We start from the raw sequence: 18369 nt of genomic DNA, 5'->3' as shown, positions 1-18369 counted from the left end.
AGGTCTTTGAAAAACCGTCTATATCGGGCTGATACCCTCCCACTAAGGGCGAACACCGCTCACCACAGGGTATTTAGCGCCAATAGCACGGTCTCGGCAGCCGGCGCACGAGAGCTCAACATCAACGGGCCGGGCTCAGCAGGCTTTGGACGCCTCGCCCAGGCGGTGATAAGCACGGTTGAAATACACCAGCCCTTCGTCGGCATTTCCCTGGCGGATGGTCTGGATCTCACAGTAGAAAATGCTGTGGGATCCGACTTCATGGACCTGGGCAATACGGCAGTCGAAATTGACCAGCGCATCGATCATCACCGGCGCGCCGCTTTCCAGGGTGGTCCACTGCGTCACGGCAAAGCGTTCATCCATCGTCAACGTACGGTTCGCGAATGCCCCGGACATTTCCTGATGATCACCACACAGAATGTTGACGCACACCGCGCCATTGCGCTTGAAGTGCTCGTTGGAATGGGACGATCGGTTCATGCACACCAACAGCGTGGGCGGTGAGTCGGTCACGCTGCACACCGCTGACGCGGTGAACCCAAACCGACCCGCCACGCCGTCAGTGGTGATGACCGTCACGGCGCCGCCGAGCATGGCCATTGCATTACGAAAACTGCTTACGTCTACCATGTCGTTCCCCTTAGATATCCAGCACGAGTTTTTTTGATTTGGCGCGAGAGCAACACACCAGGATTTGGTCATTGCCGGCTTTCTCGTCATCCGTGAGGTAGACGTCGCGATGGTCCGGCTCACCTTCAAGCACATCGCACAGGCAGGTTCCACACACGCCCTGCTCGCAGGAAATCTCGATCTTGATCCCCACTTGCGCCAGTGCGGCGAGGATGCTTTGCCCTTCTGCCACCTGGACGGTCTTGCCGCTACGCGCGGCCACCACTTCAAAGCTGGCGCCGGAACTGTCCACCTCTACCTGGAAATACTCCTTGTGGATGTGCTCCTCGGTATAACCCTGTTCACGCGCACCTTGCATCACCCACTCCATGAAGCCTGCGGGCCCGCAGGTGTAGAGGTGCACCCCGGCCTCACCCGACCCCAACACGTGGGCCAGGTCCAGCCGCTGTTCAAGCCCTTCATCATCGAAATGGGTGAACACCTTGGCGGCAAACGGCGAATCCGCCAGATCTGCCAAAAACGCGCTGCGGCCGCGCTCACGCCCGCAGTAATGCAGTTCGAAGGCGTGACCCGATGCCTGCAGCGTGTAAGCCATGGCAATCATCGGTGTGATACCGATACCGCCGCCCAGCAGGATCGAGCGCCGCGCATCGCCGGCCAGCGGAAACAGATTGCGTGGTGCGCTGATCTGCAACTCGCAACCTTCCTGCAACGTATCGTGCACACCGAGCGACCCGCCGCGAGAGGCTGGGTCCTTGAGCACGCCCAGCCGATAGACGCTCTGATCGGCGGGGTCGCTGCACAGCGAATACTGGCGCACCAGGCCCGGCTTTATGTGAATGTCGACATGTGCACCGGCTTCGAACAACGGCAGCGGTGCACCGTCACGACGGGTCAAATCCAGGACGACAACGCCGTCCCCTTGCAGCTCGCGCTTGTGCACGACTACATCCAACAGTTGTTCAGTCATGGCCATGATTCCATGGAGTTCGTGAAGGTCGCCGTGGCGACCCGGTAATAGTCAGCGCATTAACAGGCCGCCATTCACGTCCCAGGTAGCCCCGGTGGTGAAATAGGCTTCGGGCCGCGCCAACTGCACGATCAGGTCACCCAGAAAATCCGCATCGCCCAGACGCTGCACCGGGATATTGGCCAGCAGGCCCGGCAGGCGCTCAGGCGGCACAGCCGCATGCACGGCGACGGAGTCGATGGGGCCAGGCGCGATGGCGTTGACTGTCACCCCGCGCGAGGCAAACTCTTTGGCGAATATCTTGGTCAGCGTGATGATCGCGCCCTTGCTGGCGGCGTAATGCGCGCCTGTCGCGGTGCCGCCGTTCTGCCCTGCCAGGGACGCCATGTTGATGAGTCGTCCGTAACCGGCGTCAGCCATGTGCCCGCCCAGCACCTGGCACCCCAGGAATACGCTGCGCAGGTTCAGGCCCACCACGGCGTCAAACTCCTCAGGGCTGATTTGCATCAACGGCGTGGTCTTGGTCACCGCAGCGTTGTTGACCACCACATGCAGCGCACCGAAGCGTTCCAGCACACTGGCCAGGGCACGCTCGAAGTCATCCTTGCGGCCGGCGTCCAAGGGCAGGGCCAGGCTGCGCGCGCCACCGGGGTCCAATTGCGCCTGGCAAGCCTCTGCGGCCGCCTGCTCGATGTCGGTAATGACCACCGAATAGCCGGCCCGCAGCAGGCTGGCGCAAAAACGCTGGCCCAGGCCCTGCCCTGCGCCGGTTACCAATGCGATCTGGTTCATGTCGGCGCGCCTCAAAGGATGTAGCCGATACCGGCGAGGGCATCGTCACTGTTGATAAGGCTCACCACTTTGCGGTGAATCTCAAAGCCACCCCCAGCCCGCACCAACTCGTAGGTCAGGTCGGCGCTGTAGAGTTTCAGGCTCTCCTTGCGGAACTCACGCACGTTCTGTGCGCAGCGCACCGTCACGTTCACACCGTCGTCACTCAGCACCCGAAAGCGCGATTGCGTGCGCACCGTACGCGGCTGCGGGCTGGTGGAGATCGACTCGCCACCGATCAGGCGTTTTACCCGCAACTCACGCATATGATGGTCGTCGTACGCATAGTTGAGCGTGTTCTCGAAGTCGGTTTCCTTCGGGTTGATCGGGATGATGTAGGTGCCCTTGGGCGTCCACATCTTCAACCAGGCGGCGTACTCGCCATGGTCGAGCATGTCGCCCTCCTGCCAGATGAAGGCGGTGACTTCTTGCAGCACTTGCAGATTCATAAGGTTCTCCACGGCTCAGGCCGACATCATCTTTTTCCACTGTTGGTACGCCGCGCGCATGCCCGTTTCAGCACTTACGTCGGACACCCGGCCGTCGGCACTGGCACGCTCGCCGGGCAGGCCGCGGTTGAGCATGATCCACAGCTCATCGCCGGCGCTTGCGCCCTTCTGCACACGCTCCCAGGCTTCGGAATCGTCCGGCGTGCCAAACCCCATCGGTCCTTGAAAGTGCTCATGCAGGCGCAGGCGGTAGCGGTTGGCCGCGGCCGGGCCGCCGTCCATGGTGATGACCGAATGGTGAATCTCGGTCTCGGTCACCGATAGCGGTTGCAGCACCCGGAAAAACGCCATCGAACAGGCCACGTTCGGAAACAGATTGAGGTTGAAACCGGTGCCACCCACCGCACGCACAATGCGGCGCACCTGCAGTTCCTCGATGCCTTCATCACGCAGCTCGGCGGCCAGTGCTTCAAAGCGCTCGGGGATGGGCTTGTCCAGATCCGCCTCCAGGTCGATCAGGTCCGGAATCATCACCATCACACTGTGCCCGTTGCCCAAGTCCTCGACATAACCAGGGCCTTTGACGAAGTCGAACAACGCCAGGGTCTGCTCGTCCACCGACGACAGGAAGCTCTTGTGCACCAGCGGGAAGTGATAGGCGTCGGTGGTGTTTTCCAGCTGGATCTTCCAGTTGCCCGGAAAACGGAAGCGATGTTCGCCCGGGACCTTGATGCCGTATCCCGCGCCCTGCTTCATGAACAGGTCCATCCATTTCTTCGCCGCGCCGAGGTAGTCTTCCAGCGGCTGGATGTCATCCTTGAAGGTGGCGAAGATCATGCCGGCGTAGCTTTCGGTACGCAGGCTGACCAGCGGCAGCTCGGCCTTGTCGATGCAATCGGCGTAGCTTTCCGGATGCGGGATGCCGCGCAGCGAGCCGTCCAACGCATAACCCCAACCGTGATAGGGGCAGACGAAACTGTTGGTCTTGCCTTTTTTGTGTTCACACACGGTGGCGCCACGATGACGGCAGCGATTGAGCAGCACATGGGTGTCTTTCTTGCGATCACGCACCACGATCACCGGCTGCTTGCCGATGTAGGTGGTTTTATAGCTACCGCCGTCGGGGATCTCGCTTTCATGGGCGACCCAGATCCAGGTGCTGTAGAAAATCTTTTCAAGCTCGGCGTCGAACAACTGGGCATCGGTGTACATCGAGGTGTGCACGCGATCGGACTGCACCAGGTCGGCAGGATCGACGGCGAGGTTCACGGCAGGAATCAGCTTGTTCATGGGATGGCCTCCTCGGCATCAAGTGCGCTGGATGATCAGCTCGCGCCCGACCCGGGCTTCGACTTTGGTGTAGCGCCACAATTTGTACGGGCCATCGCCGACCGGCGTGCTACGGAACAGGTTGCAGGCGGCATGTACGGTGTCGATGTCCGGCACATCGGCCAGCAGGTAAGTGGTCCAGGGAAAACCGTCGGAGGGGCCGACCATGCTCTGGTCATCATCCATATTGCCGAGCACCTGCACGCCCGCCAGGTCGTGAATGCCGTTCCACATCGCGCTGAAGGCTGCCCAGACCTGCAATTGCTCGTCACGGGGCGCATCGAAGAAATTCTGGTTGATCCCCATGCAGAACAGCACGCGGAGCATTTTTTTATCGTTCATTTTCAGGGTCTCGACGGTTAGAGGTAGCCAGACAAGGGTTGTTTACCGAAGAACATGGCTCCGGCGTTCTGATAGGTGATGTCGCCCATGAAGGCGTGCTGGGTCACGACCTGGGCATCGTTGACGCAGCGGGCCAACGGGCTGTCGTTGAACACACCACTCATGCCCGAGAGCATTTGCGCGGTACGGGCGACATCGGCGGCCACGCGTGTGGCGTGGGTGGAAGACAGGCGCAGCAGATTGGTGGCTGCCACCGGCACTGCATCGCCCGCCAGCACGTACTCCCAGGCGCGCTCGATGGATTCGTAGAAGAATGCACGGGCTGCCCGCAGGTCGGCTTCCGCCCGGGCGATATCGACTTGAGCCAGCGGTCGATCGGCAATCGCCGGCGCACCGGTGACCGATACGCGGCCGCAGGCCATGTCCGTCAACGCATCCAGGGCGGCGCGGGCAACACCCAGGCCGACCACCGAGAGCACTTGGGTGGCGAATGACAGTGACGGGTAACGAAAAAACGGCTCGTCGAGATTGGGCAGGCCACCGCGCACAAAGGTCCACTCTTCGGCGACCCGCACATGCTCGGCCACCAGGTCATGACTGCCCGTTCCCAACAGGCCGACGGTGTCCCAGGTTTCTTCGATGCGAATGGCGCTGCGCGGCATCACGGCAATACGCGGCAAACCGAAGGTATCGCCGTCTTTGGGTGCGATACCGACGCCGACAATATCTGCCCCCAGCGACCCACTGGAGTACTTCCAGCGACCGTTGACCATGAAGCCACCGGCAACCACTTCGGCCGGTTGCGGCGGGAAGATGCCGCCGGCAAAGACCAGGTCAGGGCCATTGGCGTACACCTGGGCAATGCTCTCGAGGGGTAATGCCGCAAGGTAGACCGGGCTCATGCCGAAGCTCGCGACCCAACCGGCGGACCCGTCGGCCTGGGAAATACGTTCGATGACCCGGCAGAATTCGGCCGGTGAGCATTCCAGCCCACCAAAGCGTTTGGGCACCAGGGCCCGGTACACGCCGTGCTGCTTGAAGGACTCGATCACGTCCCGCGAGATGTGCCGCTGGCGGTCGAACTCACCGGCTCGGGCACGCTTACGAATGTCGTCAAGCAACACCTCGAAATCGGCACCTCCGACAAGCGAGCTCGCGACCCCGGTCGCTGAGGCAATTAGCGCATGCATATAGTTACTCCGTCGTCAGGAACGGTATGGGCTTGGGCAGGATTCAGTGCCGGAAAAACCGGGCATCTCGGAGGAGGGTTCTGGGCGCGGCGGATGTGCCTTCGACGCGAAGGGGCGCTACGCAAGCAGGGCAAACGGGATAGATCGGCATAGGGTTACCTTTATTTTTGTGGGTGCCGTTGCCATAAATCTGCGCTGATTTACGTGAATAGTCAATGGAATATTCACGCAATATTTTTGCTTGAAACGCCTTTAATTTAAAAAATGACACTCAATTAATTTTTCAAATTATTGTTATATAAAGATTTTTTTAGAACCTTGATCTTTCCAGAAAGAAACCAGGCGCCTTGGAAAAAAATATTTTCCCAACGAAATTAATTAATCAACCCTAAACTGCGCGCACGACAACGCCACCCCCCCGGCAGACCGGGGGCGGGTACTTACAAAAGGACGTGAGCGGTGTCAGCGATGCAGGTCGATCATTCGACGGCAGCCTGGGGCACCGGCAGGTCGTCTTCGCTGTTCCAGGCCTGCACAGGGCGACCGAACAGGTTTTCGGTCTGGAAGTGCGCCATGCGCCACACGCCCTCCTCCAAGGCAAAACGGACCGTCAGCCGAGCGGCATTGAGGTGGGAGGCGCCACTGGCAAATGTCGACGTCTGCAACATCACCCAACTGCCCATGACGTGATCATCGTGCACCTCGATCAGCTCACTGGTCAGAAAATGCACATTGAGGGCAAAGTGCGCGGGTGACTTCATGTAGCCGCAGAACATCGCGGTAATGGCCTCACGCCCGCGATAGCCGCCGAAACTCTTGGCGTATTTGGCGCCCTTGCCCTCCCACACCGCGTCCTGCGTAAACAGCCCGGCCAACTCTTGCAGCGGCGAGTGCGCATCCAACCCGTCACACAACACCATGTAGCGGTTCATGCAGGCACGCACGCTGTCCTGGGTTTCGAAACGGCGCAAGCGTCTTTCAAGTGCCGCCAAAGAGCGTGGTTCACTCATGTTCAACTCCTCGGCCGATCAGCCCTTATGGTTGGCATACAGGCATTCGAGCAGGTGGCCGGCGATAGCCAGCAGTTGTTCGTCCGCACCTTTCGCCCCCACCAGTTGCAACCCAACCGGCAGGCCCTCGGCGCAGCCCAGGGGAATGCTCAACGCCGGGTGCCCGCTCAGATTGAAGGGCCGCACAAATCGGGTCATGCCCAGTACGGCTTGCGTGTCGGCGGCATCGGCGAGCCTCAACGGGAAATCCGGCATGGTCGGCAACACCAGTACGTCGACTTGACGCAACGCCGCGTCAACTTCGGCCGTGAACTGTTTGCGCACCTCTTCGGCGTGCATCAGGGCGTGTGCCGTGGTGGTGCCGGCAGCGGCCAGGCGACTGGCGATATCGGCCCCCACCAGACCGGTCGCCAACAAGTGCCCACAGGCGTCGAACGTTTCACGATTGATGACCACCATGCCGGCAGCATAGGCGGCATCGAGGCTCGGCAGGGTCACGGGTTGAGTCGGCAAACCACTGTCTGCCACGGCAGCATCGATCACACGTTGCACCGCAGCACTTGCCTGGACCGCCAGGACGCCGAGCCGTGGTGGCTGCTGCAGAGGCACCGGATGGAAGGTGGGGTCAATGACCTGCATGGCCTTGAGCAGCATTGGCAGGCTGGCCGCAAATGGCCCGACACAATCGAGACTGCTTTGCGCAGGCATCACGCCTCGACGGCTGACACGGCCGAACGTCGGTTTGAAGCCGAACACCCCACAACAACACGCCGGGACACGCACCGAACCACCGGTATCGGTGCCGAGGGTAAAGTCCGCCAACCCAGCGGCCACGGCCGCTGCCGAACCGCTGGAAGACCCCCCGGGGATACGCCCAGGAAAACGCGGGTTCGGCGCCGTACCCGTCCAATGGTTGATACCGGTGGTGCCGAACGCCAGTTCATGCAGGCTGGTCTTGCCCACCAAGTGACAGCCCTTGTCCAATAGGGCCTGCACCACATCGGCATGGGTGTCGGCGGGTGCCGCGCCATCAAGCGCCTGACTCGACGCCCGAGTCACCCTGCCGGCGATATCGATGGTGTCTTTCACCATCACGCTAAGCCCGTTGCCGCCAAGAGAAAGCTGTTCAATCACGATGGTCATGTCACGTTTTCCTTCGCTGTAAAACTCAGTGAACGAAGCCTGAAACGCCGGCTGCCTTCTTTCACACTCCCTGACTATTACGTGAATTGTCAATTAAATCCACTCACACGCCCCGACGTCATGGCTTGCGTTTCACCCGGTGATAACCGTGCCGAATTCACGACAAAAGTCTATGATTGCTTGCCTCCTCCGACATGAGCTGACCATGACGTCTCCGAAAACACACGCCAGTCGCTACGACCCCGGCAGTGAAGACTTTCACAAAGAAGATTTTCCGTTCTACTGGCTGGCGATGGTGCATGGCCGCTATAGCCAATACATGGAAAAATCCCTGAAAAAAATCGGCCTGGATATCCCCCGCTGGCGCGTGCTGTTCATCCTCAAGGAAAACGGCCAATCCAGTATTTCCGAGATCTCCACCCACGCCATCGCCAAGCTGTCGACCATCACCAAAACGGTGTACCGCATGAAGGACGATGGCCTGGTCGACACCGCGCCCTGCGAGGACGATGGACGGGTTACCCAGGTACGGATCACGGACGAGGGCCGGGCCGCCATCGAACGCATCCAGGCCGCCACCGGCGACGTGTTCAAACGCAGTTTCAGCGGCATGACCGAAGCCCAGATCCAGCGCCTCAACCGCATGCTGGAAACGGTGTTCAATAATCTGGGAGAGCCTTAGCGCGAGGATTCACCCTGTGCTGTCAGGCATCTCCAAGTCTCAGGGTTGAAACGGCACAGGCTGTTCATCCCGCGTAACCACAGGCGTGAACGGCGCGCGCCGCGCAATGGCATACGCCACCAGGCAGCCCAGCCCGCAACAGCCCACCACCAGGCACATGGGCCATGGGGTGCCATCCGCCAGGCGACTGACCCACAGACTCGCCAGCGCCCCACAGGCAAACTGCATCGAGATCCCCAGGGCGACGCTCGCCCCCGCTTGCCTCGGGAACATGCTCATCAGGCTCGCCGTGCAGTTGGCCCCCAGCAAGCCCGTCACCCCCATGTACAGCATCAGGCACAGTACGATGCTGGTCAGACCGCCCCATTGCGTGTAACCCGCCACCAACAACGCTATTGCGGCGATGCCTGCCAGCGCGGTTCCTACGCCCAGCATGCGCAGCGGCCCCAGGCGCGTGACCCAGCGGGCATTGATAAAGCTCACGACGATGATGCCCAGAATGTTCAGGCCAAACAGCGCACTGAACAGGCGCGGCGAGACACCGAAGTACTCCACGTACACAAAGGGTGAGGCGGTGATAAAGGCGAACACGCCGCCAAACGTGAAGGACATGCACAGAATCAACGCAACCGCCCGAGGCTGGCGGAGAATGCCCGGGTAGGCCGCAAAGGCGGCCTTGAGCGAGTGGCCGCGCGCCCGCGGCGGCAGGCTTTCGTCCAACCCCACACCGACCATCAGCAGACAAAACCCGCACAGGATGAACAACACGGCGAATATGGTGCGCCAACCGTCGACCAGCACCAGCCAGGTGCCGACCATGGGCGCAACCAACGTCGCCATCATTGTCAGCATTTGCATCCAGGACAACACTTTGGCGGCCTGCGCCAGACCGAACAAATCCCTGGCCACGGTCCTGGCCAGCACCATTGCGCCGGCCCCGCCCAGTGCCTGGATAAAGCGCCAGGCGATCAGTTGATCGATGCTTGCGGCAAACAGGCACCCCAAAGTCGCCAGGCCATACAGCGTGAGGCTGCCCAACAATAAGGTGCGACGTCCATAGCGGTCCGACAGCGGGCCGTAGAACAACATGCCCAGGCATAAGCCAGCGAGAAACGCGCTGATCGTGTGTTGCACTTGGGCCGTGCTGCTCGACAGCTCAACGGCAATCTGCGGCAGGCTGGGCAAGTAGGTATCAATGGAAAACGGCACAAAGGCCGTCAGCGAGGCCAATAACGCAATCATGCGGGCTGTGGGCTTCATTCCGGGCGCGCAAGGCTTTCAAGAAACTCCGCCACCAGGGCATTGAACACCGGCCCTTGATCGTCGTGCACATAGTGACTGGCGTCGGCGACCTCCACCGTGCGCACCTGCGGATTGCAGGCAGTCATTGCGTGCAGTGTCGCAGGCGGCAGGAAATCCGAGCGTGCGCCGCGAATGAACAGGCTCGGGCAATCCAGTGCGCGCACCGCCGGCCACAAATCCGTCGGTTCAATGCTAAGGCGCGCCTCGGCAATCCCCTGCTGATCATGACGCCAGGTGATCGCGCCGTCGCGCTCTTGCATCGAATGCGCGAGCCTCGATGCCAGCCCCTCGTGCGACAAGCCTGGACGCGCAGCCTGCCAGAATGCGCGGGCCGCCTCCCAGCTCTCGAACTGCAACGGTGTCTGGCCCATCTCGCGACGAATACGCGCGGCGCCATCGCCCTGGCTTGAAGAGCCGGGGCCGATGTCTTCAATCAGCAAACCGAGCAAACGTCCCGGATGTTGCCGCGCATATTCAAGGGCATTGGCACCGCCCAATGAGTGCCCGAGCAACACAAATCGCTGCAGGCCCACGTGGGCGACCAAGTCTTCGAGGTCTTCGACATACGATTGAGTGTGGTAGCTGGCAGGCGCAGCCCAGTCGCTCAACCCCCGGCCACGCTGATCCAGGGCGTAGATGCAGTAGCCCGCGCCCAAGGCTTGCACCAGCGACTCCCAGGTTTGTGCATAGGCCCGCAAGCCGTGCAACAGCACCAGGGGCACGCCGCTCGAATCGCCCCAGCGCAAGAAGTGCAGGCGCAGGCCTGCACGGTTAGTGAAAAAACAGCTGTCGGCAGGCATGGGCATGCTCCTTAGAAACGATCGAAGCGATAAGGGCTTGGGTCAATGATCGGCGTATGCCCACTGACCAGGTCCGCCGCGAGATGGCCCGCCGCTGGCGACGTGCCGAAGCCATGCCCCGAGAAGCCGGTGGCCACGGTCAGCCCCGGAATCTGCGCGACCGGCCCGATGACCGGATTGGAATCGGGTGTCACGTCGATAGTGCCGGCCCAGGCCTGGGCGATCTGCGCCTGCTCAAACACAGGCCAGGCCGCCATGAGGTTGTTCATCGCGTCGTTATTGAGCCGCGGGTTGGCGGCTGGATCCTGCACCCTGACACGCTCGAACGGGCTGACGCTATCGGCGCCCCAACGCCGAGCCAGTGCCAGGTCATTGATAAATGGCTTGCCCAGCGACACGTTCAATACGCTGCGTTGCGCACGGAACTGCGGCATATATTGCTTGGCGAGCAACAAGTGATCGAGGGTCAGGAAGGCGTCCAACTTACCGCGCTGGGTAATGATGAAACCGCCGTCCTTGTGCTTGCGAAACGAAAAATCAGGCGCACCGACAGCGATCTGCGTCGGCCCCTCCATGGGGTGGGTGCGCAGCACCGAGCAGGTCAAAGGCAAGGTCGGCAATGACACACCGAGGTTACCCAGAAAACGCCGCGACCACATACCCCCCGCCAGCAACACATGGTCGCAGCGGATTTCGCCTTTTTCCGTGACCACGCCACTGACCGCACCGGCAGACATCTGCAGCGTGCGCACCGCGCATTGCTCGATAATCACCACGCCCATGGCCATGGCCGCCTTGGCAATCGCACTGCTGGCCAGCGTCGGTTCGGCACGCGCGTCGGACGCGGTGAAGATACCGCCGGCCCACTCACCCACGCCGCCTGGCACCATCGCGTCAATCTCACGCTTGCTGAGCAGCCGCGAATCCAGCGACAAATGCTCCACCGACTTGAGCCACCCTTCGTGCATCGCCATCTGCGCAGGTGTGCGCCCCAGAAACATAATGCCTTCCTGGCGATACCCGACATCCGCCCCGACCCGCTCGGGCATTTGTGCCCACAGCCGGTCAGCCGCAAGCGCCAGCGGGATGTCGGCGGCGTGGCGGCTGGTCTTGCGTACCCAGCCCAGGTTGCGTGATGACTGCTCGGCGGCGATACGGCCTTTTTCCAGGACCACCACCGCGATGTTGCGCTCAGCCAGGGTCAGCGCAGCCGTCAGGCCGATGATCCCGCCGCCAATGATGACGACGGACGTGGCGCTGGGAAACACGGTGGAGGTTGTCACGGGCGCTATTGTCGGTGCCATGGTCAAGACTCGGTAAGCGAATAAGGGCGGCCACGCCTGCGCCTGGCCGCGTGACGATCATTGCGACAGGCGAATGACTTCGACCTGCGCCTTCGACGCGTTGCGATACGCGGTCACTTCCAGCTCCACCTTGTAGACCGTCGAGCCCAGGGGTGGACAGGTGACAGTGCTCGCTGGGTCGACGCCGCGAAACTTTTCGCCGATCAGGCCCATGACCGCGGGCACGTCCTTGGGGTCCTGGATGAACACCCGCGAACACACCACGTCGGCCAGGCTCGCATCAACGGCCTTGAGGGCCGACTCGATATTGGCGAAGACCTGGTGCGTCTGCTCAAGGATGTCTTCTGGAATCAGCTTGGTCTGCGGGTTGCGGCCCGCCGTGTTGGACACATAGATCCAGTTATCCACGACCACCAGGCGCGAATAACTGGCCTGATCTTCAAACGGCGAACCGGTCTTGAGCTTGATGATTTTTGTCATGTCGAATGCCTCGCAAAGGAAAGTGTTGGGGTGGCTCAGCGCAGTTCCGGGGTTTCCCACAGGTTCAAGGTCACACCGATGCCTTGCTTGATGGCGTTGCGGTAAATCACCGTGCCCCAGGCCACGTCCTCCACGGGCATGCCGCCCACTGACATGATGATGATTTCGTCATCGCTTCTACGCCCTGGCGCGGCACCGGCGATGATCTTGCCGATGTCCTCGACGTCATCGAGCTGCATCGTGCCTTCGGCAATCATGTCCATGAAGCGCACGCCAATGACGGGCACGGTGTGATGCGCAGGCTTGGGTAATTCTTCAAACCAGGCCTGGTAGAGACCGGTGTTGTCCAGCACCTTGCGCACGTCGGGCTGTTCCATGCCCGCGTCGAGCGAGCAGGACGCCGGCATCGCGAGGAAGGCGCCTGGCTTGACCCATTCACGTCGCACAATTGGGTAGATCGAGGGGTCGCCCACCTCACCGGAGCTACAATAAGTAACAAGGTCCGAATCGCGGACGACTGCCTCCAGGGTGTCGACCACCTCAATCGTGGTGATCTGCGGATAAGTCGCTGTGACCCACGCGATAAAATTGTCGAGGCTCTTCTGACCACGCCCCTTGATCTTCAGTGTGTCGATGTGCGGACACACCGCGATAAATGCCGCCAGCGTGGTCTTGCCCATGACACCCGGGCCAAGCAGACCAACGACTTTCGAGTCTTTGCGGGCCAGGTGGCGCGCACCTACACCGGGAATCGCACCGGTGCGGTAGGCGGACAGCAGGTTGGCCGACATATGCGCCAACGGCGCGCCAGTGTCGGGGTCATTCAGGGTGAACATCAGGATGGAGCGCGGCAGGCCCTTTTCGCGGTTGGCGATATTGGAGCCGTACCACTTCACGCCAGCGGTGCAAAAGCTGCCGCCCAGGTAGGCCGGCATGGCCATCATGCGCCGATCCGCCGTGGGCTTGGGCATGTTCGGGAACGGCGAATCCTGCGGAAAAACCACCATCGCCCCATGGGAGTCATTGTTCGGGCCGGCCATGCGGTAGTCACCGGCGTACAGCAGGCCGAACATCTCTTCCATGGTATTCACGCAGGCCAGCATGTCGGTCACCCCCGCGCGGATCATGTCCTGCTCGGAGAGGTAGATGAAGTCGATTTTTGTATTTGTAGACATAGTTATTCTCGCGCTGAAGGTGACATCGCTGCGGTAGGCGCAGCTCCACGCTGTCGAGGTCGAGTATCGGGCGGACGTTGTCGACGGTATTGTAAATTTCGGACATGCCCTCAGGCCGGCGCAGCGTCAGTTGGCGCGATTAATGCGTGATTTTTCCCGCAGCGCTGCCTACCCAAGGTGCAACCATGATCAAACCGAATGTGCCGGCTCCCCGGCACCACACCGCGAACGAACAGCCTTGGTTCGTGCTCAACTCTTCACGCTATTCGGTGATGCCCTCCGCGCACCCGGCGATCTCGCATTTCTATGCCTTCGACGTCGCTCAATCGAGCGACCTGCTGGCCGTGCCGGATGGCTGCGTGGACATCGTTTTCGACTGCGATGCCACTCGACCCAGCGCCAGGATCTGTGGCACACCGCTGACCGCCCAAGCCGTGCATTTGCATCAGCACCATCACTACTTCGGCGTGCGCTTTTCACCGGGCGTCATTCCCGGCTTCATCAATGTGCTGGCCGAAGAACTGACCGAGCGGGAACTCGACCTGCTGGAGGTCTCGGGGTTCGCCCATCGCATCTTCGAAAGCATCGTCCAGGCACCGCTGCTGGGAGACCAGATGCGGCTGTTCAACGACTACCTGGCCCCACGCCTGATGGGCAAGACATCGGGACTCACCGCCATGATCATTCAGCAGGCGCTGCGTCATCGCGGCGATATTCGCATCCAGCAACTCGAAGATCTCAGTGGCTATACCAGCCGTACCTTGCACCGCCAGTTCAATCAGGACACCGGCATGTCACCCAAGACGTTTTGCCGGATCATCCGCTGCCAGGCGGCACTGGACACTCTCAATACCCAGCAGGATGTTTCGTTCTCGCAGCTGGCCCTGGACCTGGGCTTTTCCGATCAATCCCACTTCCTGCGCGACTTCAAAAAACTGGTCAGTACCACACCCTGCGACTACCAACGCAAAATGCTGCAAAACGCCTACACCGACAGGATCAGCTACGCCTGATCGCGAGCTACGCAGATAAACCCCGGGTCTCCAGGGTTCCTCCATGAAAGCTCGTTGATTTCTTCGAGAGACACGTACCCACGTGGCGATCAGGCCGTGGGTCGGCCTGGCGTGTCTTGTGCCACTGGGGCTGTGCAGGGTGGTAGTGCCAGGCTCCGCGTGGTGCAACCAGCGATTGCATGAGCGCCCGGACAACTGTCTGGAAGATGACTTACCTGTGGAGGGTATAGGCGACCCCGTCGCCTGAACCCCGGTGACTCAGACCATCGCTCGACGTGTTTCAGACGGCGACTCGCCAAACAGCGCCCGGTAATGCGCTGCAAAGTGGCTCAGGTGGAAGAAGCCCATCGCCACCGCCACCTCGCCGACGTTCTGGGTGCAGGCCGGGGTGGCGATCAGGCGTCGACGCACCGCATTCAGACGCAGGTTTCGCAGGTACTCCACCGGACGCATGCCGGTCACCGCCTGGAAGCTGTTCTGCAGGGTCCGCCGGCTGACCCGCAGGTGTTCACACAGATCGAGAATACTCAGTGGGGTATCGCCACTGGCATCGATCAACTCCTGGCAACGCTTGACCAGGTAAGCACTCACGGCAAAATTGCCGCGACGGCAACGCACCTCATCGGTGGCGTTGCTGAACAAATCGAGGAACGCGTTGAGCAGTTCGTCCTCGAGCATTTTTTCGGCGGTTGCACTGATCGCATCGGTTTGTTGCAAAAGGTGACGAAACAGCGGGTAGATCCGCTGGCGGATGCGCAACAGTAACGCGTCATCCACACAGAGTTGGGAGCGGGTGGTGAGGCGCTTGAGCTGATCGCCGGACAACTCGAAGGCGGCCAGTTTGGCGAAGCGTACCGTATCGACGTTAAGGGCGAAGAAGTGCGTACCTTCAGGCGCATGCAGCACAAACTCTTCGCCATCGCGCAACAGCACGACGCTGTGCGCCCCCACTTGCTGACCCTGCACCACAGGCGCACTGCCCAATGACATGGCCGCGCACAGCCGGTCTTTGGGCGCATAGCCGCGCTGCACCACGCGTTTGTCCAACACTTCCTGGAAGATCTGAAAGCGGTCGGCGGACAATTGCCGCAGCTCGCTGGTCAGGCAGCCACGGCCCAACTGGTCATAGACCTGCCGCCAGCCCTGGATGGAACCGGCGTGCAATTGAGGGTCATTGAAGGTTCGAACTTCAGCAAGCATGGTCGTCGTTCCTAGGTGCCCCGTTGTTGTTATCGGCCTGAGGGGGACTCAAGTCATCCATGACGGCAGCTGGCGTTCACACAGGGGCGGTGTCCGCCGTGAAAAGCAAAGCCAGTTCCGTGCCAAACATATGCAAGCGGTACGTAGCGGCCTGGATATCCATCGGCGCCAAGAGCGCACCGGACAGCACCACTTGCCCGGCCTCCACCGGTTGGCCGTCAGCCAACAGACGGCGAATCAGCCAGCAAAGGTTGGCCAGTGGTGGATCCTCACGGCCCTCGGTGTTGCCTTCGCCGCGAAGCGCGCCAGCACTTTCCAGGCGATAGGCGACGTTGGCATGCGCAATGGGATCGAAAGCCATCAACGGCCCGAGGCAATACAGCCCCGCCGCCGCGTTATCGGCAAGAAAAGCCCCTGCCCCAAACGTCCAGCCTTGCCAACGGCAATCGGCAATCTCGAACGCCGGCGCCACCTCTGCAATGGCCGCCAGGATCTCCTCGTCACGGTAGTCACCCGGCGCGAGGCTGCGGCCCAGCACGATTGCCACTTCGATCTCCAGCTTGGGCTGGATCAACCGCGAAAGCGCCACTGCCGTGTTCGGCAGCACACGCATGCGGTCAGTCAGGCCGCCATACACGGGCTCCTCCAGGCCGAAACGCCTTTGCGCGGCGCTGCCGGCGAAGGCGATCTTCCAACCGCTCAGTTGTTCGCCCGCCGCCAGGCGCAGGTCCAGCGCCTGGCGTTGCAGCGCGTACCCTGAGCGCAGGTCCAGCGCGTCAGGTGCCAGCGGCGCGATGGCCTGCACCGTGCGCGTGGCGTGGTGCAAGCGGCTCAACACGGGGTTGTCAGCGCTCATGACAGTTGCTCCGCCAACTTGCGCAACACACTTTCCAGCCGCTCGGGCGTGGTAATGGCCGCGACAAAACGGTCCGGGCGCACCACCACGATGCAATCGCGCACCTTGGAGAACCATTCGCCGAGGCGATTATCCACGTCCTCCACGCTGATGGCGTCCATCGCCGTCAACGGCTGGTGACGGCCCAGGCCGCTGCGCGAACGATTGACCTGTATGAAGCGTGTGTCCCAGCGCGCCCAGAATGTCGCCATCTCGTCACTGAGTTGCTCGCGCGGGTTGACCCGGTAACCCAGCACCGCATAGGAATGACCCAACACGTCATCCAGGCGCCGACGCTGACCCTTGGCGTCTTCGATATAGGGCTGCACAAACAGCTGGCCGACCAGGTCGTCCTCACGCAGTTCGGCACGTTCGTGATAGACCAGGCCCTTGGTGATGGTGGCCTTGGGTTTGAACTTGAACTCCAGCAGGTGCGAGCGCAGGTTGTCGACGCTGTTCACTGCCTGGAACAACCAGTCGCGCACGCCGGCCATCAACGGGTTGGTCAAGCCCAATACGGTGCCCATATTGTCGGCCAGGGCCACCAGCTCGGTGGCATGCCCACGGCGCTCCTGGTCGTAGCTTGCGAGGATCCCATGGGACGCGCGCCCCTGGATGATTGCCGCGAGTTTCCAGACCACGTTGGCCACGTCGCGCAAACCTGAATTGAGGCCCTGCCCGGCCCAGGGTGGCGAGATATGCGCGGCATCCCCCACCAGCGCCACACGCCCTTGGACAAAGCGTGCCGCCACCCGGGAGTGGTGGGTGTAGGCGCGGATGCGGATGATGTTCAACTGGTCGACGGCGTCGCCGATATGCCCACGGATCAGGTCACGGATGGTGCTTTCTTCGCACATCTTTGCCTCATCTTCGCCTTCCATCAGCATGAACTCCCAACGCCGCTGCTGGTAAGGCAGGTAGATGCACACGAACGGGCGCTGCGGGTCGGCATGCAGTGCGGTATAGGGTGCATCCAGGGTGTCATTGGCGGTGTCGACCACCACCCATTTACGCGGATGGGTCAGCCCCAGCAATTCAACGCCGACCTTTTTGCGTACGGTGGAGCGCCCGCCATCGGCGCCGATCACATAGTCGGCGCGCAGCTCATAGACCTCGCCCTGGGCATTGCGCACCTGCAAGGTCACACCCTCGCCGTCCTGCTCCAGTTCGAGCATTTCATGGCCCTGGCGCAACTCCACACAGGTACGCTGCCCCAGGTTTTCGCGCAGCGTGCCTTCAAGCAACTGCTGCATGAAGATATTGCGCATCGGCCAGCCGTAGTGAGCGGTGCTCGGCTTGACCTCGGCGAAACACACACCGCGTGCGTTGTAGTAGCGCAACGGCACGTCGCAGATCATGTCGCGCACGGCCAGCTCGGCGATGCCGATACCCTGCAACACGCGCAGGGCTTCATCATCCATGCCCACCGCACGCGGGTAAGGCAGGATGCAATCAGCCAGTTCAAGGACGACGCAGTCGATTCCGTACATCCCCATATAGTGTGCGGCCGTGATCCCGTTGGGCCCGCCGCCGACAATGACAACCTGGGTCTTCTCCTGCTTCATCGCTCATCACCGCTTTCTTGTTGTGGTTGTAACCCGGCACAGCTCAAGGCGCACGC

Annotated in this window: 19 protein-coding genes; 2 read left to right on the top strand and 17 right to left on the bottom strand. The window is 61.3% G+C overall.

Going from position 1 to position 18369, the window contains the following annotated elements; translation table 11 throughout:
- Positions 1 to 135 precede the first annotated feature (135 nt).
- The 9 genes from BLR69_RS01920 to BLR69_RS01880 form a co-directional block, all read right to left on the bottom strand.
- A complete protein-coding gene (locus BLR69_RS01920) occupies positions 136 to 633 on the bottom strand; it encodes a flavin reductase (RefSeq protein WP_071494977.1) in 498 nt (165 codons plus the stop codon).
- 10 nt (positions 634 to 643) lie between these two features.
- Positions 644 to 1603 carry a PDR/VanB family oxidoreductase gene (locus BLR69_RS01915; protein ID WP_071494978.1) on the bottom strand — a complete coding sequence of 320 codons (960 nt, stop codon included), beginning with the start codon at positions 1601 to 1603 and terminating at the stop codon, positions 644 to 646.
- Between the two features lie 51 nt (positions 1604 to 1654).
- Entirely contained in the window at positions 1655 to 2395 is a 741-nt protein-coding gene (locus tag BLR69_RS01910; RefSeq protein WP_071494979.1) for an SDR family NAD(P)-dependent oxidoreductase, read from the bottom strand.
- Between the two features lie 11 nt (positions 2396 to 2406).
- Complete coding sequence (locus BLR69_RS01905) at positions 2407 to 2883, bottom strand: aromatic-ring-hydroxylating dioxygenase subunit beta (RefSeq protein WP_071494980.1); 477 nt, start codon at positions 2881 to 2883, stop codon at positions 2407 to 2409.
- A gap of 15 nt (positions 2884 to 2898) precedes the next feature.
- A complete protein-coding gene (locus tag BLR69_RS01900; protein WP_071494981.1) occupies positions 2899 to 4173 on the bottom strand; it encodes an aromatic ring-hydroxylating oxygenase subunit alpha in 1275 nt (424 codons plus the stop codon).
- 18 nt (positions 4174 to 4191) lie between these two features.
- Complete coding sequence (locus BLR69_RS01895; protein ID WP_071494982.1) at positions 4192 to 4554, bottom strand: IacB protein; 363 nt, start codon at positions 4552 to 4554, stop codon at positions 4192 to 4194.
- 17 nt (positions 4555 to 4571) lie between these two features.
- Positions 4572 to 5744: an indole-3-acetate monooxygenase gene (iacA, locus tag BLR69_RS01890; RefSeq protein ID WP_071494983.1), complete on the bottom strand. Its 1173-nt coding sequence runs from the start codon at positions 5742 to 5744 to the stop codon at positions 4572 to 4574.
- A gap of 479 nt (positions 5745 to 6223) precedes the next feature.
- Positions 6224 to 6754, bottom strand: coding sequence for a nuclear transport factor 2 family protein (locus BLR69_RS01885; RefSeq protein WP_071494984.1), 531 nt, complete (start codon positions 6752 to 6754; stop codon positions 6224 to 6226).
- Between the two features lie 18 nt (positions 6755 to 6772).
- The gene (locus BLR69_RS01880; RefSeq protein WP_071494985.1) at positions 6773 to 7897 is read right to left on the bottom strand and encodes an amidase; all 1125 of its coding nucleotides are present in this window, start codon (positions 7895 to 7897) and stop codon (positions 6773 to 6775) included.
- 205 nt (positions 7898 to 8102) lie between these two features.
- On the opposite strand from BLR69_RS01880, the gene BLR69_RS01875 reads away from it, so the two are divergent.
- Positions 8103 to 8579 carry a MarR family winged helix-turn-helix transcriptional regulator gene (locus BLR69_RS01875; protein ID WP_071494986.1) on the top strand — a complete coding sequence of 159 codons (477 nt, stop codon included), beginning with the start codon at positions 8103 to 8105 and terminating at the stop codon, positions 8577 to 8579.
- A 39-nt stretch (positions 8580 to 8618) separates the two neighbouring features.
- Here the strand turns inward: BLR69_RS01875 and BLR69_RS01870 are convergent, their stop codons facing one another.
- From BLR69_RS01870 to BLR69_RS01850, 5 genes are read right to left on the bottom strand one after another with little or no spacing between them, the layout of a single operon-like run.
- Positions 8619 to 9839, bottom strand: coding sequence for a multidrug effflux MFS transporter (locus tag BLR69_RS01870; RefSeq protein WP_071494987.1), 1221 nt, complete (start codon positions 9837 to 9839; stop codon positions 8619 to 8621).
- Complete coding sequence (locus BLR69_RS01865) at positions 9836 to 10681, bottom strand: alpha/beta fold hydrolase (RefSeq protein WP_071494988.1); 846 nt, start codon at positions 10679 to 10681, stop codon at positions 9836 to 9838. Before BLR69_RS01865 ends, BLR69_RS01870 begins: the two co-directional genes overlap by 4 nt.
- 11 nt (positions 10682 to 10692) lie before the next feature.
- Positions 10693 to 11985 carry an NAD(P)/FAD-dependent oxidoreductase gene (locus tag BLR69_RS01860; RefSeq protein WP_071494989.1) on the bottom strand — a complete coding sequence of 431 codons (1293 nt, stop codon included), beginning with the start codon at positions 11983 to 11985 and terminating at the stop codon, positions 10693 to 10695.
- 57 nt (positions 11986 to 12042) lie between these two features.
- Positions 12043 to 12465 carry a RidA family protein gene (locus BLR69_RS01855; RefSeq protein ID WP_071494990.1) on the bottom strand — a complete coding sequence of 141 codons (423 nt, stop codon included), beginning with the start codon at positions 12463 to 12465 and terminating at the stop codon, positions 12043 to 12045.
- 35 nt (positions 12466 to 12500) lie between these two features.
- Positions 12501 to 13640 carry a tyramine oxidase subunit B gene (locus tag BLR69_RS01850; RefSeq protein WP_071494991.1) on the bottom strand — a complete coding sequence of 380 codons (1140 nt, stop codon included), beginning with the start codon at positions 13638 to 13640 and terminating at the stop codon, positions 12501 to 12503.
- A 185-nt stretch (positions 13641 to 13825) separates the two neighbouring features.
- Between BLR69_RS01850 and BLR69_RS01845 the strand changes: the two genes are divergently transcribed.
- Entirely contained in the window at positions 13826 to 14653 is an 828-nt protein-coding gene (locus BLR69_RS01845) for an AraC family transcriptional regulator (RefSeq protein WP_071494992.1), read from the top strand.
- Positions 14654 to 14911: 258 nt separating this feature from the next.
- On the opposite strand, the gene BLR69_RS01840 is transcribed toward BLR69_RS01845, so the two are convergent.
- From BLR69_RS01840 to BLR69_RS01830, 3 genes are all read right to left on the bottom strand, one after another.
- On the bottom strand, positions 14912 to 15853 hold the full coding sequence (locus tag BLR69_RS01840; protein WP_058427096.1) for a helix-turn-helix domain-containing protein: 942 nt from the start codon (positions 15851 to 15853) through the stop codon (positions 14912 to 14914).
- Between the two features lie 76 nt (positions 15854 to 15929).
- The gene (locus BLR69_RS01835; RefSeq protein WP_071494993.1) at positions 15930 to 16709 is read right to left on the bottom strand and encodes a 2-keto-4-pentenoate hydratase; all 780 of its coding nucleotides are present in this window, start codon (positions 16707 to 16709) and stop codon (positions 15930 to 15932) included.
- On the bottom strand, positions 16706 to 18313 hold the full coding sequence (locus BLR69_RS01830) for a bifunctional 3-(3-hydroxy-phenyl)propionate/3-hydroxycinnamic acid hydroxylase (protein ID WP_071494994.1): 1608 nt from the start codon (positions 18311 to 18313) through the stop codon (positions 16706 to 16708). Before BLR69_RS01830 ends, BLR69_RS01835 begins: the two co-directional genes overlap by 4 nt.
- Between the last annotated feature and the right edge of the window lie 56 nt (positions 18314 to 18369).

The organism is Pseudomonas azotoformans, from assembly GCF_900103345.1.
In the GTDB taxonomy this organism is placed as follows: domain Bacteria; phylum Pseudomonadota; class Gammaproteobacteria; order Pseudomonadales; family Pseudomonadaceae; genus Aquipseudomonas; species Aquipseudomonas azotoformans.
The sequence above is the reverse complement of the archived record's forward strand: the minus strand, read 5'-3'. Positions and strand labels throughout refer to the sequence as shown.